12 protein-coding genes are annotated in these 14,100 nt (G+C 63.7%); 9 read left to right on the top strand and 3 right to left on the bottom strand.

Annotated features, from left to right (window positions below; genetic code table 11):
- Nucleotides 1–8: 8 nt before the first annotated feature.
- Nucleotides 9–2,318 carry a molybdopterin guanine dinucleotide-containing S/N-oxide reductase gene (locus tag KPG71_RS05635; RefSeq protein WP_216337129.1) on the bottom strand — a complete coding sequence of 770 codons (2,310 nt, stop codon included), beginning with the start codon at nt 2,316–2,318 and terminating at the stop codon, nt 9–11.
- Between the two features lie 473 nt (nt 2,319–2,791).
- On the opposite strand from KPG71_RS05635, the gene KPG71_RS05640 reads away from it, so the two are divergent.
- Both KPG71_RS05640 and KPG71_RS05645 read left to right on the top strand, forming a co-directional pair.
- The gene (locus tag KPG71_RS05640; protein ID WP_216337130.1) at nt 2,792–3,301 is read left to right on the top strand and encodes an OsmC family protein; all 510 of its coding nucleotides are present in this window, start codon (nt 2,792–2,794) and stop codon (nt 3,299–3,301) included.
- A 57-nt stretch (nt 3,302–3,358) separates the two neighbouring features.
- Nucleotides 3,359–5,059 (top strand): DM9 repeat-containing protein, encoded by a 1,701-nt coding sequence (locus KPG71_RS05645; RefSeq protein ID WP_216337131.1) that lies wholly within the window; start codon nt 3,359–3,361, stop codon nt 5,057–5,059.
- Nucleotides 5,060–5,152: 93 nt separating this feature from the next.
- Here the strand turns inward: KPG71_RS05645 and KPG71_RS05650 are convergent, their stop codons facing one another.
- Together KPG71_RS05650 and KPG71_RS05655 are read right to left on the bottom strand one after the other, a co-directional pair.
- Nucleotides 5,153–6,448 (bottom strand): FAD-binding oxidoreductase, encoded by a 1,296-nt coding sequence (locus KPG71_RS05650; RefSeq protein WP_216337132.1) that lies wholly within the window; start codon nt 6,446–6,448, stop codon nt 5,153–5,155.
- 11 nt (nt 6,449–6,459) lie between these two features.
- Complete coding sequence (locus tag KPG71_RS05655; RefSeq protein WP_253196111.1) at nt 6,460–7,134, bottom strand: HAD-IA family hydrolase; 675 nt, start codon at nt 7,132–7,134, stop codon at nt 6,460–6,462.
- A gap of 150 nt (nt 7,135–7,284) precedes the next feature.
- Here KPG71_RS05655 and KPG71_RS05660 point away from each other — a divergent pair, with 150 nt between their 5' ends.
- From KPG71_RS05660 to KPG71_RS05690, 7 genes are all read left to right on the top strand, one after another.
- Nucleotides 7,285–8,241: a LysR family transcriptional regulator gene (locus KPG71_RS05660; protein WP_216337134.1), complete on the top strand. Its 957-nt coding sequence runs from the start codon at nt 7,285–7,287 to the stop codon at nt 8,239–8,241.
- On the top strand, nt 8,238–9,143 hold the full coding sequence (locus tag KPG71_RS05665; protein ID WP_216337135.1) for a LysR substrate-binding domain-containing protein: 906 nt from the start codon (nt 8,238–8,240) through the stop codon (nt 9,141–9,143). Before KPG71_RS05660 ends, KPG71_RS05665 begins: the two co-directional genes overlap by 4 nt.
- 64 nt (nt 9,144–9,207) lie before the next feature.
- Nucleotides 9,208–10,770 carry an FAD-dependent oxidoreductase gene (locus tag KPG71_RS05670; protein WP_253196112.1) on the top strand — a complete coding sequence of 521 codons (1,563 nt, stop codon included), beginning with the start codon at nt 9,208–9,210 and terminating at the stop codon, nt 10,768–10,770.
- A gap of 22 nt (nt 10,771–10,792) precedes the next feature.
- Entirely contained in the window at nt 10,793–11,638 is an 846-nt protein-coding gene (locus KPG71_RS05675; protein WP_216337136.1) for a transporter substrate-binding domain-containing protein, read from the top strand.
- A gap of 92 nt (nt 11,639–11,730) precedes the next feature.
- Nucleotides 11,731–12,477 (top strand): amino acid ABC transporter permease, encoded by a 747-nt coding sequence (locus tag KPG71_RS05680; RefSeq protein WP_216337137.1) that lies wholly within the window; start codon nt 11,731–11,733, stop codon nt 12,475–12,477.
- A complete protein-coding gene (locus tag KPG71_RS05685) occupies nt 12,474–13,274 on the top strand; it encodes an amino acid ABC transporter permease (RefSeq protein WP_216337138.1) in 801 nt (266 codons plus the stop codon). The genes KPG71_RS05680 and KPG71_RS05685 overlap by 4 nt, the downstream gene beginning before the upstream one ends.
- 18 nt (nt 13,275–13,292) lie before the next feature.
- Nucleotides 13,293–14,051: an amino acid ABC transporter ATP-binding protein gene (locus KPG71_RS05690; protein WP_253196113.1), complete on the top strand. Its 759-nt coding sequence runs from the start codon at nt 13,293–13,295 to the stop codon at nt 14,049–14,051.
- Nucleotides 14,052–14,100: the final 49 nt, after the last annotated feature.

A 14,100-nucleotide genomic window follows, 5' to 3' on the forward strand; every position in this document is an offset into this window, starting at 1 on the left:
CGCAAGCGTCAGGTGTTTTCCAGAATCTCCGGCGGGGAATAGGCCTTTACCTCGGGCAGCGGACCGGTGTGAGCCTCGACGCGCACGAGACAGGAATGCGCGGTGGGGCCCTGCGCCAGCCGCGAGGTTCCGGCGTCGCGCGTCACGGCGTTGGGATTTCCCACACGGCACTGGCCGTCGAGCGGATCGAACCATGCGCCGGTCGCGATCTGGATGACGCCGGGACGGAGCGTTTCGCTGAGACAGAGCCCCGCGAGGAAGGCGCCCCGGTCGTTGAAGACGCGAACGATGTCCCCTTCGGAGAGATCCCGCGCCGCGGCATCGGCCGGGTGCATGGTCAGGGGCACGCGCCCCCGGATGCGGTCCGATTGGCTCACGCTGCCGTGGTCGAGCTGGCTGTGCAGCTTGGTGCGTGGCTGGTTGGAGATCATGTGCAATTCGCCGAGGCGCGCGGATCCGAGCCATTCGACCGGCGCGGTCCAGGCCGCATGGCCGGGCACATCGTCATAGCCGAACCCGGCGACCGTTTCGGAAAACAGTTCGATCCGGCCCGACGGGGTGTCGAGCGGGTTGGCCTCGGGATCGGCCCGGAAGGCCGAGAGCAGGACCGGCTCGGATTCGGGCGGGGGCAGTTCGGCCCAGCCTTTTGACTGGAATTCCTCCCAGCCGGGCAATTCGATGCCCGATGCCGCAACCTGCTGCCGGGTGACATCGTAGAGGTGACGTTGCCAATCGTCCGGTGTGCGGCCTTCGGTGAAGGCCTCTTCACAGCCCAGCCGGGCCGCGATGCCGCGAAAGATGTCGTGATCGCTTTTGGCGTCGCCGACGGGGTCGATGGCCTGGTCCATCGCGACCTGATATGTATCGCGCGGGTTCAGGCCCAGATCGCGGCGTTCCAGCGTCGTGGTGCAGGGCAGGACGATATCGGCGTGTTTGGCGGTGGCGTTCCAGCACCATTCGTTGACGATGAATGTCTCGCATTGGGGCAGGGCGCGGCGGAACCGGTTCAGATCCTGATGGTGGTGGAAGGGATTGCCCCCGGCCCACCAGATCATGCGGATATCGGGGTAGGTGCGCCGCTGACCATTGAAATCATAGGCCCCGCCCGGATTTTCCAGCATGTCGCTGATCCGGGCGACGGGGATGAAATCGTCAACCGGGTTCCGCCCTTGCGGAAAGGCGGCCATGTGCGGCCAGCTCAGGGACGCGCCAATGAAGTTTTCGGCGGAATAGCCGAACCCGATGCCGGTGCCGGGCAGTCCGATCTGCCCGAGCATGGCGGCAAGGGAAATGGCGGCCCAATAGGCCATTTCGCCGTGATCCTGCCGGGTCAGGGCCCAGGCGATGGAGGTCATCGTCCGATGCCCGGCCATGCGCCGGGCGAGGGCGCGGATCGTGTCGGCGGGCAGATCGCAGAGGTCTGCGGCCCAGTCGGCGGTTTTGGCCTGCCCGTCGGTCTCGCCGGTCAGATAGGCGGCGAAACGGTCGAAGCCGTGGCAGTAGCGATCGAGGAACGCGCGGTCATGCAGGTCTTGGGCCAGAAGCGTGTGGCACAGGGCCAGCATCAGGGCCGTGTCCGACGAGGGGCGCGGCGCGATCCAGTCCGCGCCGGTTTCCTCGAGAAGGTCGGATTTGAGCGGCGAGACATTGACGAATTGCACGCCGTTGGCATGTGCCGCGCGCAGCCCGGCCCTTTGGACGTGCCGACCGGTGCCGCCCTGATTGATCTGTCCGTTCTTCAGCGGGACACCGCCAAACGCGACGAACAGTTCGGCGTTCTGCGCGACGGAGGCCCAACTGGTCGTGTCCTGCACCAGTTTGGTGAAATCGCCGATGACATGCGGGACCGTCACCTCGGCGGCGGCATAGCTATAGCTGTTGACCGAGCGCACGAACCCGCCGTTCAGGTTCAGGAAGCGTTTGAGCTGACCCTGGGCGTGGTGAAACCTGCCCGCGCTGGCCCAGCCATAGGAGCCTGCGAAGATCGCGCCGTTGCCGTGTTGTTCCCGGATGCGGCGCAGCTCCTGCGCGACGATGTCGTTGATCCGGTCCCAAGTGACGGGGACGAACGCGTCCTCGCCGCGCCGTTCGGACGCGGCGCCGGGGCCGTGTTCCAGCCAGCCCTTGCGCACCATGGGCCGGGTGATCCGGGTCGGGCCGTCGAGCACGCCGACAATCCCGTGGCCGATGGGGGACGGGTCCGGGTCGTGTTCGAAATCGCGCAGGGCGATCACGCGACCGTCCTGGACATCGACCCGGTAGGTGCCCCAATGGGCGGTGGTGAATATATCGCGATCCCGGTGAGTCACGTTGGTCATTCCTGCTGAACCTGATCGCCAGCCGCTGTGGCGGGGCCGATGGGAGAGGGTGCAGGTCAGTTCAGGGCCAGTGGACGGGAAAGTCAAGGCTTTGGCGGCGGGGTGTTGCGGGCGGCTGTTTCCCGGTATAGGCGGTCAAGACCTCGTCGAAAGCCGATTGAAAATCCTGCATCTGCGCCTGTGGGCGTTTCAATCATCGCTGAACGTGCGTTTCAAAAGCCGTCTGCCAAGACGTGATCCGGTCAACGCTTTGCCTCATCTATGAAGCTGGCGATGGCGCGCTTGTTGTCTTCGTCGATCCTCGTTTCGCCATCCGCCACCAGATCGGTAGGGCCGTTCATGTTCATGTTCACGTTCACGCTCGTGTTCCGTGGCGCCTGCTGGCATCATGGGATCGGGCACGCCCGGCCAGGCGGCAGGATGAGCGGGTTTCGGTATGGCCCTGAACGGAACTGACAGGACAGGATATCTGAATGGAACATGACTACACCTCCCAAGTGGTCTGGACGGGAAACCGTGGCGAGGGCACGTCGGGCTATCGCGGCTATGATCGCACATGGGACATCGCCGTGCCGGGCAAGGTCGTTGTGCAATGTTCGAACGATCCGCTTCTCGGGGGCGATCCGGCAAAGATGAATCCCGAAGACCTTCTTCTGTCGGCGTTGTCGGCCTGTCATATGCTTTGGTATCTGCATTTTGCCTCGGACGCGGGAATCGTGGTGACCGCTTATGAGGATACCCCCGTGGCCACGGGCGAAGTCGCTGCCGGAGGCGCGGGGCGCTTCGTGTCGGCAACCCTGCGCCCGCGCATAACGGTCCTGCCGGGGACGGACATGGAAAAAGCGGCCGCCCTTCACGAGCGTATCCACGATGTCTGTTTCATCGCGCGTTCGGTCAATTTTCCCGTCAGGTACGACCCCGCATTCGAGATCGCGGACCAGAGCGCGCGGCGCCAGCCGGGCGATGCGGCGCCTGAATTGTAGAAAACTATGGTATGTTAGCCTCAGAGTTGTGACCCAATTCAATTTCATGAGGCCAATATGTTTTACCGACTATCCTTTTATGCCCTTGCCGCGCTGGTGCTCGGCGCGCAGGCCGCCGCGAGCCTCGATCTTGGCCAACTGGGTGAGAAGCTGAAGGCGGAACTGGAGAAAAATCAGGATTTCCGGGCCCTTACGCCGGCCGGGCACAGGCTTGGACGGATCGAACTGGAAAGCGACATTTCGCCGGGGCCGCTGGTGTGGGGGGAGAGTGCCGAGCCGCTGGGGCTGATCCCCGTCGGGAAGGGCTCTACGCCGTTCATGAATTGTGCCTATGACAGTACGCGGATCGGCCGCAAGCTGATCGAAGCGTCGCATACCGATACCTATTCCTTTTCGACAACCGACAGCAGTTCGCTTGCTGTCGAAGTCGGGGTGGAAGCCAACTGGCCCCTGGTCAGCGTGTCGGGGAAGGTGACCGGCACGGTGTCCTCGTCGTCCTCGGAAAGCACCGGGCAGGGCAAGACCCTGGTGCTTTCGAGCCAGATCGAAGGGCCGATTCCGCCCCGGCATTATTTCGAGGTGAGCGTGGTGGCCTATGAGCGGCGGATCGCGAACCAGCCCTTTCACGTCGATGTCGAAATCACCGGCAATGCCCGTCTGCATTATGTGCCGACGACAAGCTGGCGCGCCGCGGGCAGCGCGCCGCGAAGCACCTATGTCCTGGCCGGAGACGAACCTGTTCCCGATCGCAACACGCGCCGGGATCTTTACATCTGCGGTGTCGGGGAGCATCCCGGCAAGGTGGTCGCGGGCAAATGCAACTGGACCTATGCGGGCGAAGAGAGAGAGGCCAGCAGCTATACGATGCTGTCGGCCCCTGCCGGCAGCTATGAGTGGATGACCCGCCGCGCGTTCGAGGAGGCGTGGAGCGACGACGAGGTTGCCAAGGGCGAAAGTCCGGCAATCTTCTCGGGGCAGGAAAACCGGGACGACCGGTATCATGGCCGGCTTCTGGTGTGCCGGGCCAAATACAAGGGCGGTGTCCATCCCGGCAAGGTCGTCATCAACGATTGCATGATCGGGTATGACGGGCGGGAGGTGCAGATCGGCGATTACGACGTGCTTGTGCGCACCGAAGGGCGCGACCGGCAAGAGCTCATCGCGCTCAGGGATTATTTGCCGGATGGGTTGCGGTCCTTTCGCATCGAGGGCGTGTTCGAGGGCGCGCGGGCCATGTACATGACCGCCATCGCCAGTCAGAACCATCCCGTTGACGGCAAGTTCTGCCCGGAGGGCCTTCCTGCCACCGATGATCCGGTCGTGGCGCAGGGGGCGGCCCCCGAGCCGGTGGCCCGCGTCGCACGGGCTCCGGCGCGTGGGCTGGCCGTCAAGGCGGCGTTGACGAAGGAGCCGGTGCCACGGGATACGGCGGGAACGGATGGCTCCGATTCCGGGGAAGAGCCGTCGCTCGACGGGCAGACCGTGGCGCGTTTCGATCTGTCGCAAGACGGGGACGAAGCCAGGGTCCGGATGGTGTACCGCGTTCTCAGCGTGGAGGAGCCGTTGCTGTTCGGGATCGACGTGCTTGCGCTGCAGCGCAAGCTGGACGCGGCGGGCTGGCCGTTGCGGCAGGACGGGTTCTACGGGATCAATACGCGCCGGGCGGTCACGCTGTTTCAGGCCGCCCACGGGCTTGAGGCTGACGGCGTCTTCGGCCCGGCGACCGAAGCGGTGCTGGAGCGCTATTTCAGCGGGTGAGTGCCGTCGGGATGTGATGTGCGCCGCCGCAGGTTTGGCCACCGTTCCGGAGGCTGATGGAAGCGGGCGGGTTTGTGGCTTGTGCCATGCAGTCTATTCCAGCATGTCCAACAGTTCGTAGCCGAACGTCACGGCCCGTACGCCGAGTGAGCGCAGGGGATAGAAGGGCAGTTTGAGCGGGCGTTCCCGGTGAATGAGGCCGAGTTCGACGGGGCGGCCCGTCATCGCTCCGGCGATCCGGTGGCCGACATAGCCGGACATGGCGACACCGGCGCCGTTGAACCCGGCGGCATAGCTGACATTGGGCGCGAGGCGGCCCGCCTGGGGCAGGCCATCGAGCGTCAGCGCGACATGGCCCGACCAGCGATATTCGGTGCGCAGGTCGCGCAGTTCCGGGAATGTGTGGTGCAGGGCCTTTTCGAGCCGGCGAAAGGCGGCTGGAGAGTCGACAGCCCCCAGGGCGCCCCGGCCGCCGAAGAGAACCCTGCCGTCAACCTTGCGAAACCAGCGCATCATCCGATGGGTTTCGGTATAGCTTCGCTCGGATGGCAGTATCTGACGGTCAAGCTGGTCGGGCAGCGGTTCGGTGGCGATGATGGCGCTGCGGAACGGAACGAGGCAGCGCGCAACGGTGTCGGATGCGCCGGTGAGGGAAGAATAGGCATTGGTCGCCAGAAGCACCTGAGCGGCGCGCACGCGTCCGCCCGGCGTTTCGAGGATCACGCCGGTCGGGTCTTCTCTCAGGGTTTGAACCGGGGTTCGGGTATGCAGCGCAATGCCCTGTTTCGTAACGGCCCCGGCCAGGGCATGGAGATAGCGCAGGGGGTGGATCGTTCCGGCGTCGTCCTGCAGGATGCCGCCGTGGAAGATGGAACTGCCGGTTTCCTCCCGGACCTCTTCGGAACTCAGGATGCGACCGGCGCGGCTTCCGAAGGCGTTTTCCAGCCAGTCGGTTTCGTCCTTGATGCGGGCAAAGGCCTTGTCGGTATGGGCGCATTTGAGCGCGCCGGACTTGCGAAATCCGGTATCGGCAAGGCCGAAGCGGTCCAGTGTCTCTTGCAGGTGCCGGACGCTGGCATGGGCGATGTCATACATGCCCCTTGCGGTTTCGAGACCGTGTTGGCGGGCGAGGTCGGGGTAGCTTCTGCGGAATTTTGCAGAAACCACGCCGCCGTTGCGCCCGCTGCCGCCCGCGCCGAGATCTGCCGCCTCGAGGAGGACCGGGCTCAGCCCCGCCGCAGCCAATGCCAGTGCGGCGTGGAGGCCGGTATACCCGGCCCCCACGATGGCGACATCACATGTGATGTCCCGGTCAAGCGCCGCCGTCTGCGGTGGCTGGCTGGCGGTGTCGCTCCACAGGGAAAGCGCGGCGGGGGGCTGGGGAGGCATCGGGGTGTTCCTTATGAGGCCTCGACCGCGTCTGCCAGTTGGCCGAGGCTGTGGAAATGGAAATCCGGGGTTGTTTTCTGCTCGGGGTCCGGGGTGCCGCCATAGCCTTGCTGATCGTGGCGCCGTTCGATCCAGCAGACCTTGTAGCCCAATTGCCGGGCGACGCCGATATCGTGATACTGGCTTTGGGCGACGTGCAGGATTTCGTCCTGCTTGTAGCCGAGGGCGGATTGCCGGCCGCGATTGAACTCGAAAAACCGGGGGTCGGGTTTGGCGAGGCCCGCGTCGTCCATCGTGACGGCGTCGTGGAAGGGGTTGCCGAGGCAATGCGCATAGGCGGTGTAGGCCGTGCGGTCTGCATTGGTCATGGCGACAAGGCGGAAGCGTTTGCGCAGCCGGGCGAGCGCATCGGCGGAATCGGGGAAGGCGGGCCATTCGAGCACGGACAGCTGGAAATCGCGCGCCGCGGCTTGTGTGGCGGGCAGACCGAGTTCGTTGGCAAGGTGCAGGTAGACATCGCCGAACACCTGGCTCGAGCGTTCGTAGTTGCGTTCGCGCCCTGCCAGGTAGGGGGCAAAGATATCGTCGTCGGACAGGCCGCTGGCGGCATCGCCCCCGATCCTGCGAACTGCGTCGAGGACGCCTTTTTCGAAATCTATACAGGTGCCGACAATGTCGAATGTCATGACCTTGAAGCGGGAAAAGTCCATATGAGCCTCGTGTCTTGGGGGTCGGGCCGGTGGTGGGCCGGGATGAGCGTTTGATGAGGTCAGAGTGTTGCAAGAGGCAGAGTCGAAGCAATTGCAAAATAGTTTCTCATGTCATAATCTGAAGTAATGAATGGATTGCGTCGCAAATTGCCGTCTTCCGGGTCGCTTTTCGTTTTCGAGGCGGCGGCACGGCATCAGAATTTCACACGCGCTGCGGATGAACTGAACGTCACGCAACCCGCTGTCAGCCGGTCCCTGGCCGCGCTGGAGGCGCATCTGGGGGCGCGGCTCTTTTTGCGCGGCAAGCTGGGTGCGCAGCTTACCGAGGACGGCGTGATGCTGAAAAATGCCATAGTTTCAGCGTTTTCGCAGATCGAGGATGCGTTGCGCGAGGTGGAGGCGCGGCGCACCGGGAAGTCCCAGGTCACGCTTTCGGTTTCGACGGCCTTTACGACGCATTGGCTGATGCCGCGAATATCGCGTTTTCAGGCGGCGTTTCCGGAGGTGGATTTGCGGTTTCAGTTGATCTCGGGGGCTGTTGCCGGACCCCTGGGAGATGTCGATCTGGCGATGCGGTATTGTGCGCCCGGCGATGAGCAGGGGCGTTTTGTCATGCAGGAGGCTTATGTTCCCGTGGCTGCGCCGGGTTATGAGGAGGCGCTTGGGGAAGGTGAGCTTCCGGCACTTATTCAGCTGGAGGGAAACGAATGGAACCGGCTGCCGGGGGACGAGGGCTGGACCAGCGGCGACCCCGAACCCCAGCTTTCCTTTTCCGATTATTCGGTTGTCGTTCAGGCCGCGCTGGTCGGTCAGGGGGTGGCGGCGGGGTGGCTGAATGTCGTCGCGCACTGGATCTGCGAAAACCGGCTGCGTCCTGCCGAGAACAGCGGACTCGTCAGGCCGGGGCGCGTCTGTCGGCTGATCCAGCGGCATGACGGCCCGCAGGTGGACATTGTCGACCGCGTGGCGGAGTGGCTCGTTCACGAACTGCGCGAGGATGTCGCCAGGATGCACGGGCAATATCCGAAACTCGGGATCGGTGCCTTGCTCGATCCGGTGCAGAGCGAAGGAAACAGGACATGAGCCTTCATCCGGCGATCCACGAGTCCTTCCAGGTGGTCATGCGCTCGGGCACGATATCCGGCGCCGCCGAGATGCTTGGGCGCAGTCAGCCGGCGGTGAGCCGAATGATCGACAAGCTGGAAGAGGACATGGGCGTCAAGCTGTTCGAGCGCCGCAAGGGCCGCGTGGTTGCCACGCATGCGGCGCACCTGCTGCTGGAAGAGGTGGAGCGGCTGTTCGTGTCGCTTTCGTCGCTGGACGATTTCGGCAAGCGGCTGGCCGAGGGGCGCGAGGCCGGGGTGGGGGTGGCCTGCCTGCCCGCGCTGGGGCTGGATTTCATGCCCGAGGTCATCTCGCGGTTTTCGGTGGGGCGACCGCAGGCGCGTGTCATCCTGAATGTGCGCATGTCCGTGAGCGTGGAAAAATGGGTTGCGACCCAGCAGGTCGATTTCGGTCTTGCCGAAACGCCGTTCCAGTTGTCAGGGTTCAAGACCAGCCTGTTTGCCGATACGTCCTATGTTGCGGCGGTCCCGGCCTCGCATCCGCTTGCCGGGGAAGAGGTGCTGAGGCCGGAGCATCTGGAAAACGAACGGCTGATCGCGTGGACCGCGTTCGTGTCGGCGCGGCGGATTTTCGACGATGTCATGCAGGGGGCCGGGGTGGTGCCGCGGCAGGTGACGGAATGCACGATGTCCGCGCCGATGTGCAGAATGGTCAATCGCGGGTTGGGGATCGCGATTGTCGATCCGTTCACGGCGTGGTCGCACCGGGATGCCGGCGTGGTGTACCGGCCATTCCTGCCGCGTATTCCGTGCCGTTTTGCATTGCTTCAGTCGGAAATGCGCTTGCAGACCGAACTGACCGGCGAGTTGATCGGCTATGCCGAAGAGCTGCGCGACGAAGTGTTGTCGGACATGACGTGAGGCGAGTCCTTTCATTATGCGTGTGACGCATAATGAAAGGCAAATTTTGCATTTTGCTTCTAACTTGGCATGGTTTCTAATCGTCGCCATGCAGACCGAATGCGCCCCCTTGCCCAGTGACCAGAAATACGACGCTGTCGTCATCGGCGGCGGCGTGAATGGAACGGCCGCGCTGAAAGAGCTTGCGCGTGCGGGGTATCGTGTATTGCTGGCCGAGGCCGAGGATTTCGCGGCGGGGGCAAGCAGCCGGTCGTCACGGATGTTGCATTGCGGTTTGCGGTATCTCGAAAGCGCCCACCCGGTTCGGGACGCGATCACCCATCCGTTCCGGTTTGCGCGTGCCCTGGGCATGGCGCGGGACGCGATGGAGGCGCGGGCGGAACTGGCCGGGGATGCCGGGGTTGCCACGCGTGCCATCGAGTTGAGCTTTCCGGTATGGCGTGACGGGCCGTTTCCGCGTTGGCAGCTGGATGCCGGGCTGCGCCTTCTGGAGATGCTCGGCCCAGGAGAGCCGGGGCTCGACCGGCGCAGCTTGTCCGCTGCGGAGGCGCGCAACCATCCCATCGGGCGCCATTTGCGGGATCGGGACGGCTTGCGCGGGATGGTGAGTTTTCGGGAATACCTGTTTGCCGCGCCCGAGCGTATCTGCGTCGACAATGCTCTGGATGCCGAGGCGCATGGCGCGGACCTGCGGCTGCGCAGCCGTGCCGAATTGCGGGGCCGGGATGCCGACGGGTTTTGGCGCGTCGCGCTCGAAGGCGAGGACGGCGGGACCGCGACGGTGCGGGCGCGCGTCGTGCTGAACATGGCGGGGACCTGGGCGGATGAGGTCGGATCTTTCGGCAAGCGTCTGATACGTGGGACCAAGGGCGCCCATATCGTGATCCGCCTGCCCGAAGGATATGCCGACCGGGGGATCGCCACCCTGCATCGTGGCGGTCATCCGTTCTATGGCCTGCCATTGGGGGAGGACCGTTTCTATTTCGGGCCGACGGAAACCCTGTTCGAAGGCGATGCGCGCGGGGTTCATGCCGACCGCGACGATGTCGATTTCCTGTTGGCCGAGGCAAATCATCTACTGCCCGGTCTTGATCTGAAACATCGGGATGTCGAGCAATGCTGGGCCGGGGTTCGCCCGCTGACGGAGGACCCGGCGCAGCCCATGGGCGCGCGTGAGCGGCGGATTCACGATCTGGCCGACTCCGGGTTCGGGAATGTCCTGGCGATGACGGCTGGCCCGGTCATGAGCCATCGCAGCGCCGGGCGCCGGTTGCTCGAAGAGGTGCGCGGCAGGATCGGCGCACCGAGGGCCGCCGCCGGGGATGGGCGGCCAATCGCGGTGTCGGGGCAGGGCGACCCTGAAACGGATATGGCCAGCCGCGAACATGCGCAGGATCTTTTCGGCGTGCTGGTGCAGCGCAGCGGGCGGGTCTGGTCGGGGCTGGTTTCGCGCGAGGACGCAATGCATACCGCCCGGACGCTGGCGCCCGGTCTGGGCTGGACCGAGGACCGTGTCGCGCAGGAGGTCGAGACATTCATGACGCGCCAGGCGCGGGAATTCCACGTGCCGTGGCACGGGGGAAATGGCCCGGATCATCCGGGTCCAACGATCGGAAAAAATCAGTGAACCAACCAACAAGGAGACAGAAATGAAAATGTTGAAAAGCACCGTCGGGGCGCTGGCCCTGACCGCCATTACGGCGACCACGGGTATTGCCCAGGACGACGTCCAGAACAACCGCTTCATGGAGGTCATGGAGCGCGGCGTTCTGCGCGTCGGTGTTCAGGGGGCGTTTCGCCCCTGGGCTTTCCGTTCGCCTGACGGCGATCTTCAGGGCATCGAAGTGGACCTTGCCCAGACCGTCGCGGACCGTATGGGGGTCGAGCTTGAGACCGTGCAGATTTCATCGGCGAACCGGATGGAATTTTTGCAGCAGGGCAAGGTCGATCTGTTGATCGGGGCCATGTCGGACAGGCCCGACCGCCGCAAGGTCGTGGGGATCGTCGAACCGGCCTATTGGACATCGGGGCCGACCCTGATGGCCAAGGAGGGCGTGATCTCGTCCTGGGACGACATCGCGGGCAAGCCGGTTTGTGGCAAGCAGGGCGTCTTCTACAACAAGATCGCAGAAGTCGAGTTCAAGGCCAATGTCGTGGCGTTCGGTGGCAATACCGAGGCCAAGGAGGCGCTGCGCTCGGGCAAATGCGTGGCGTGGGTCTATGACGACACCTCGATTGCCGCGGATTTGGCCAGCGGTGACTGGGAAGGCTACGAGATGCCCGTCGAGACGGTGTTCTCCAACCCCTGGGGTGCGGCGGTTCCGCTGGAAGAGAAAGACGGCATCTGGGGCGCGTTCATGTCCGGGATGGCCTACAAGTGGCACGAAGAGGGCACCCTGATCGAACTGGAAGAGAAATGGGGTGTGAAATCCTCGCCCTGGCTGGCGGGAATGCATGAAAAGCTCCAGTATGACGACTCGTACCTGGAGAACTGATCCGGGCGCATACTGAACAGGCTTTCTGAAACTTCCGGGCGGCGTTTGCCATATGCGGACACGCCGCCCGTGCATCCAGGGAATACGCATCTGTGCTGGATCTCATCGCACCCTATTTCGAACGGCTTTACGATACGACCGGTCTGAACTTTTCGCCGTTCTACGATTCCTATGACTGGTCGCGCCTGCTGGAGGGCATGTTCGTGTCGGTCAAGCTGATCGCCGCCATTGTCGCCGTCTCGCTGGTGATCGGCGTGATCGGGGCCGGTGCGCAGACCTCGCGATTGCGGCCGGTGCGCTGGTGCGTGGCCGCCTATATCGAGATTTTCCGCAACACGCCGCCCATCGTGCAACTGCTGTTTTTCTATTTCGGTCTCGGGGCGATCACGCCGCAGGTCGATATGGGGGGCTGGTACGAGCCGATGATCGGCTCTTTCGGCTGGGCGGTGATCGCCATCGGCATTTTCGGCGGAAGCTACAATGTCGAGATTTTCCGCTCGGGCGTGGAGGCGGTGCCGACGGCAACGACGGAGGCCGCGGAATCGCTCGGGTTTTCCAGCTTCAAGATTTTCGTCTATATCACCCTTCCGCTGGCCTTCCGGTTCTGCCTGCCGGCGCTGACGAACAATATCGTCAGCCTCGCCAAGACGGCGTCGCTTGCCTATGTGATCGCGGTGCCGGAAATCACCTATTCGCTGAGCGGCATCTGGTCGGACAATGTGAACGTGCCCGAAATGATGCTGTTGCTGTTCACCTATTACATCGTTCTGGTCGCGATCATCGCCAAGGCGATGGCGTTGCTGGAGCGCAAGCTGGCATTGCCGGGGTACGGACAATGACGGCATATTCGGTGACACGGCTGACATGGCGCGCCCCGGCGCTGGCGGCGGGGCTGTGCGTGGCCGCAACGGTGGCGGCAATGGCTCAGCAGAGTGGCGGCGAGGCCCGTCCGAGTGCCGTGGCAACGCTGGTGACGTGGATTCCCTTCATCATGGAAGGGTTCGTTCTGAACCTCGTGATGAGTGTTCTGGCGATGGCGATTGCAACCGTGACCGGCGTGATCCTCGGGTTCATGCAGATCAGCCCTCGGGGGATCGTTCGTGTTCCGGCCAAGCTGATCACGCATCTTTTCCGCAACTCGCCTTGGCTGGTGATCCTGTTCGCGATCATGTTCCTGATCCCGTTCCAGATCCGTCTGCCGGGCGGCGATACGGTGATGGTCCCCGACTGGGTCAAGGCGACCATCGGGTTCGCCTTGCCGGTGATGGCCAATATCTCGGAAATCCTGCGCGGGGCGGTGGCTTCGATCCCGTCGGGCCAGTGGGAAAGCGCCGAGAGCCTTGCATTTACCCGGATTCAGACATTGCGTCACGTCATCCTGCCGCAATGTATCCGCCGGATGATGCCGCCCTGGATGAACTGGTATGCGTTGCTGACGCTGATGACGCCGATGGCCGCGATCCTTGGTGTGAACGAGGCGCTGGGCAACACGCAGGCGGCGATGGAGGCCGCAGGCGCGCGCCCCGAGTTGCTGATCCCGTTTTACCTGTTCCTGATGACGATCTTCTTCGTCTTCATCTACCCGATTTCGCTTTATACCCGCCGGCTTGAACGCCGTTTTTCCACCGGGTCCTGAGACAGGAGAGTTTGACGCATGACTCCATCAGAAAACTGGACGCCCGATCAGCCGATCGTCGCCCTAAAGGATGTTCACAAGAGCTTTGGCACCTTCGAGGTTCTCAAGGGCATCGACCTGACGGTGATGAAGGGCGAGGTGGTGTGCATCATCGGGCCGTCCGGGTCCGGGAAATCCACCCTGATCCGCACCATCAACGGGCTGACGCCGGTGACCCAGGGCTCGGTGCAGGTCGAAGGGCAGGAGGTTCACGACGGTAATCTCGACAAGCTGGCGTTGCGCCGCAAGGTCGGGATCGTCTTTCAGCAATACAACCTGTTCCCGCATCGCACCGTTTTGCAGAACGTGATGATGGCGCCCCTTCTGGTGCTTCGTGAAGACAGGAAAGAGGTCGAGGCGCGTGCGCGCGAGTTGCTGGCCAAGGTCCAGTTGCACGGCAAGGAGAATGCCTATCCGGCGGAGTTGTCCGGCGGGCAGCAGCAGCGCGTGGCCATCGCGCGCAGCCTGTGCATGCGGCCCGATGTCATGCTGTTCGACGAGGTGACCGCCGCGCTGGACCCCGAAACCGTGGGTGAGGTGTTGCTGACGATCAAGCAACTGGCGGCGGATGGCATGACCTGCATTCTCGTCACGCATGAGATGGGCTTTGCCCGTGAGATTTCCGACAGGGTGTATTTTACCGACGCGGGCAGGATTTGCGAAAGCGGCCCGCCAGCCAGCCTGTTCGACAACCCCCAGGACCCCAGAACCCAGGAGTTCCTGTCAAAGGTCCTCTGAGGTGCGTGTCCGATACGTGTGAACCAACGGGGCAGGAAAGCAGCCTGCC

Source organism: Roseovarius sp. PS-C2 (assembly GCF_018862045.1).
GTDB lineage: Bacteria > Pseudomonadota > Alphaproteobacteria > Rhodobacterales > Rhodobacteraceae > Roseovarius.